This is a genomic window from Pseudorhodobacter sp. (assembly GCF_030452865.1).
Classification (GTDB): Bacteria; Pseudomonadota; Alphaproteobacteria; order Rhodobacterales; family Rhodobacteraceae; genus Pseudorhodobacter.
In genome coordinates this window covers 1-3,589 of sequence record NZ_JAKDLJ010000365.1, presented here as the reverse complement: position 1 = coordinate 3,589, position 3,589 = coordinate 1, and the positions used below count along the sequence as shown (strand labels likewise).

Sequence of the window (3,589 nt, the reverse complement as noted above, 5' to 3'; positions counted from 1 at the left end):
GCGGCCCGCCGCGATGAAAGTGGGAATGGCAGGCGCGCGGCGCGGTTCAAAATTCGGCGTGCGTGACAGATTGAAACGGTCAAGCTGCGCCAGTGCCGCCTCCATTTCCGCGAAATTTTCGACCTTTTCCGAAATATCTTCGGGGTTTTGCTTTTTCAACGTGCCATCGGGCGCGGAAAGTGCGGGTTCCACCCCCAAAAACAGCGCGAGGCCGTTCAACACCGCCGTATCGTTGATGTCTTCATAGTCGATGTAAAACGCGGTCTGGCCAGAGGCTTGCAACCCATGCAGAAGCGCAAGCTGAAACGCCTGCAACTGCGCCAGATGGGCCGAAAACTCCGCCGCATCAAATTGCGCCTTGGCGGTTTTCAACCGTTTGACCTGGGTGAGTTTCCATTGCCCGGTGGCTTGCGCGATCTTCCACGAGACATAGCTTTCCACCGGATTGCGCGTCAGGATGACTTTGGCGCAGCGCGGATCGGCCAGAACCGCAGGCAGGACGCGCGGATCATGGTCGTGAAAATAGCGAAACCCCGCGATGCCGGGGTTTTCTTCGCGCATCTGGCGCAGCAGGGTCAGCGGGTCCGCCTCCCGCTCCGCCAAAGTCACGCCGAAGGCCGCGTCCTGATTGAGTTTGCCGATGAAATGCGGGTTGAACAATTCGCCATGGCAGGACACGCCGGGCATGGCGTTCAGGTTTGCTTCCAGAAAATTGCTTCCGGTGCGCATTTCGGCGAACAATACGAAACTGTCGAAACGGGGTTCCAAGAGGTCACTTCACCAGATAGGGCCGACCCCTGCGGGTGGCGTTGGGTCGCGGGTCATCGCCCACGGGGAAATCCCCCATCAGCACCGGTTGCATGCCTTGATTGCGCAGGTTTTGCAAGAACTGGCCAAAGCCGGTCAGATTGGTCATCCGCGGCGCTTCGGTCAGGCGGCGCAGCGCGCGCGGACTGATTTCATCGACGATGGTTTGCAAAGGCTCCATCGGGTTTTCCAGAAATTCCGCAAGGTTCCAGATCCGGCTGCGGGCCTTGGCATAGGGGTTGCGCAGGATATTCAAATGCTCCTGCTCCAGCTTTTGCAGGCGCGCGGCTTCCATCCGGATCTCGGAGAAGTTGAGGTTGGATTTGAACAAAGGCACCGCCCAAGCCCCTGAGATGACAGAGATGTTCGCGTTGGGGTCACCTGCAAGCTGCCAGTTGATTTCCGGGTTGTCGCCGGGACCGAACTGAAAACACTGACGTTCGGCGCGGGCGTTCCAAAGCAGGCTGGACAGAAAGCTTTTCGGGTTATAATCGCGGATCGCCGCGGAATCCGACATCGCGCCGTTGTAGCTGGTTTCACCACCCGCATAATGCACCCGGTCCAGCGCGAACAGATGGCCATGCACCCGCGTCCCGGTGGCCTTACCGAGCCAGATCTCAAAATCCTCAAACAGTTCAGTGAAGCCTTCGAACACCGAATAGGGGGCGGCGGTCTTGCCATTCTCCCAATTCTCATTCGGAAAACGGCTGTGCATGTAAAGCCCGGCGCGGCCTTTCGTGCGCCGCTCGATCGCTTTGGAAAACAACCGGTCGATCTTGCCCGGGTTGGGTTCGGCGCTGGCTTGTCCCGCACCTTCCTCGGTCATGAAGACGCGGTAGAGCTTTTTGGCATTCGGCCAGATCTTACGGGCGACAAAACAGTCGGATCGGCGCAAAAGCTGCAAATGATCATCGTAGAAGATATGCGGTTTGCCCTGAAAATCGAATTTTGCAAGCGTCAGCGAGCGGCTTTCGATATTGGCGGAATAGCGCCGCACGAGGGTCTGGAAATAGGATTCGTCCGGGATCCAGACGCGGCGGAAATAGCGATCAATCTCCTCCCGCTCCGGGTCTTCGAGAATGGCGGAAAGGGTTTGCCGCGTCAGGCACCACCATTGACTGCCCAGGTGTGGCACGATGCCTGCCGGGATCTTGCGGCGAAAGCCGACACGGCGTTGCAGCCGAACATACCCATCGAACAGCGGCCGTTGCTTGCGCCAAGAAAACGGAAAGCGCAGCGTGAAACGTTCAAGATCCAACCCGCCGATGGCCCAACTGACATCCGCCGTATTCACCGATTCGATGAAATCGGTGCGCGGCCGCCCGTCAAGATAACTGACCAGATCGCGCACCGGACGCAGCGGAAGGCAGGAGCCGGAGGCGAGGTAGACATGGCGGACGCCCGGAAAATCGCGCAGCATCACGGTTGCGGCTTGTTGCGTCGCGGCCACAATGCCCCAGGTGCCCCATTCGCAGGCGTAACGCGTTGAAAACCGGATATCCGAAAGGTCGGAAAGGCTGGCTTGCAAGCCGTCGTATTCGGCCTTCTTCACGCGCTTGTCACAATGAATCACCACCGGGCAGCCGCGATCAACCCAATGTCGGGCCACCTGTGCCGCGCGGTCGAGCGCCGTATGGCACAGCATGACGATGCCAATGCTCATGCCCAGTTTCCTTTGGACATCAGGCCCAGAATCTCCAACTGACGCCAGTTTATGTATTTGTCAGACCATTTGCACCACATATCCGGGCTGTCATTCAGCGCCGCCTTGTAGGCGCGGTATTCGTGGCTGTTGGCGTAATGCTGGGCGCGTGTCATCTCCTCCTCGGCCTTGGCGGCGAAAGTGTCGAGGAACTTGGCGTGCAGCAGGCAGCCGGAGGCTTTCTCACCGCCCCATTCATCATAGACGAGGTTCAACCCGCGCGGCAGCAGCATATGGGTGGAGCTGACATAGGTGTATTGGCGCTGCCATTTCACCAAGGGGATCTTGTTCAGCGCGGGCGCGCGTTTCGGCGCATCGGCGAAAAAGATGCGGGAACGCGGGCCACCCTGAATCCACAGGTTGCCATATTGGCCGTTGCGCTTGATCCCGTAATTGCCGCTGTCGAACCATTGGGCGATTTCAAACGGGTCCATGCCTTCGCGGTAGGGTTGCGCGCCAATCGGCCCTTTGGGATACATATCCAGCAGCATCGCCGAAAAGGATTTGATTGACGAGGCATCGAGCCAGTCGGTCAGCGCGCGCAGCGGGCGCGTGTCACAGAACGGGTAAATAAAAAACTCATCCGGGTCGACCACCAGCGCCCAATGGTCATGGGCGTAGCGCATTTGCAGCCAGTTCAGCCAATCCACCCCGAAACGCGCGCGTTTGTAACTGTGGCGACTTGACCACAGTGACACGTCTTTTTGCGCGGCCAGATATTCGCGCGATCCGTCCTGACTGTCATTGTCGACGATCAGGAAATGATTCACCCCCAGATCACGATAGTATTGCAGGAAATAGGGCAGCCGGACCCGTTCGTTGCGCAGGGTCGAAAACAGCAGGATGTCGTCGGGTTTGATGGAGCCGGTGCGGGCCGCGACCGCCGCAAGCTCCCTCCGCTTGCGGAACGCGCGGAAAAGCCAGCGCTTACGCTCCAACCGCAGAAGATATCGTGAAAAAATGCTCACAAGCTGCTTCCCTGACAACCGTTTACCATCGGGTCTTGCAACCCTGCCTCATCAATACCGATATCAAACGAGGTTTAATACAATGTTGAAATGCTTGTCCCATGTCGGCACA

2 protein-coding genes and 1 pseudogene are annotated in these 3,589 nt (G+C 58.4%); all 3 read right to left on the bottom strand.

Features of this window, described 5'->3' with window-relative positions; genetic code table 11:
• Positions 1 to 768 (bottom strand): annotated as a pseudogene (locus L0H65_RS16385) (nodulation protein NodH); the annotation flags it as partial.
• Between the two features lie 4 nt (positions 769 to 772).
• Positions 773 to 2,470 (bottom strand): beta-1,6-N-acetylglucosaminyltransferase, encoded by a 1,698-nt coding sequence (locus L0H65_RS16380; RefSeq protein ID WP_301460252.1) that lies wholly within the window; start codon positions 2,468 to 2,470, stop codon positions 773 to 775.
• The gene (locus L0H65_RS16375; RefSeq protein WP_301460251.1) at positions 2,467 to 3,477 is read right to left on the bottom strand and encodes a glycosyltransferase family 2 protein; all 1,011 of its coding nucleotides are present in this window, start codon (positions 3,475 to 3,477) and stop codon (positions 2,467 to 2,469) included. The genes L0H65_RS16380 and L0H65_RS16375 overlap by 4 nt, the downstream gene beginning before the upstream one ends.
• Positions 3,478 to 3,589: the final 112 nt, after the last annotated feature.

Coding starts and splice junctions, on each gene's coding strand:
- L0H65_RS16380 (WP_301460252.1), bottom strand. CDS start 2,470: ATGAGCATTGGCATCGTCATGCTGTGCCATACGGCGCTCGACCGCGCG.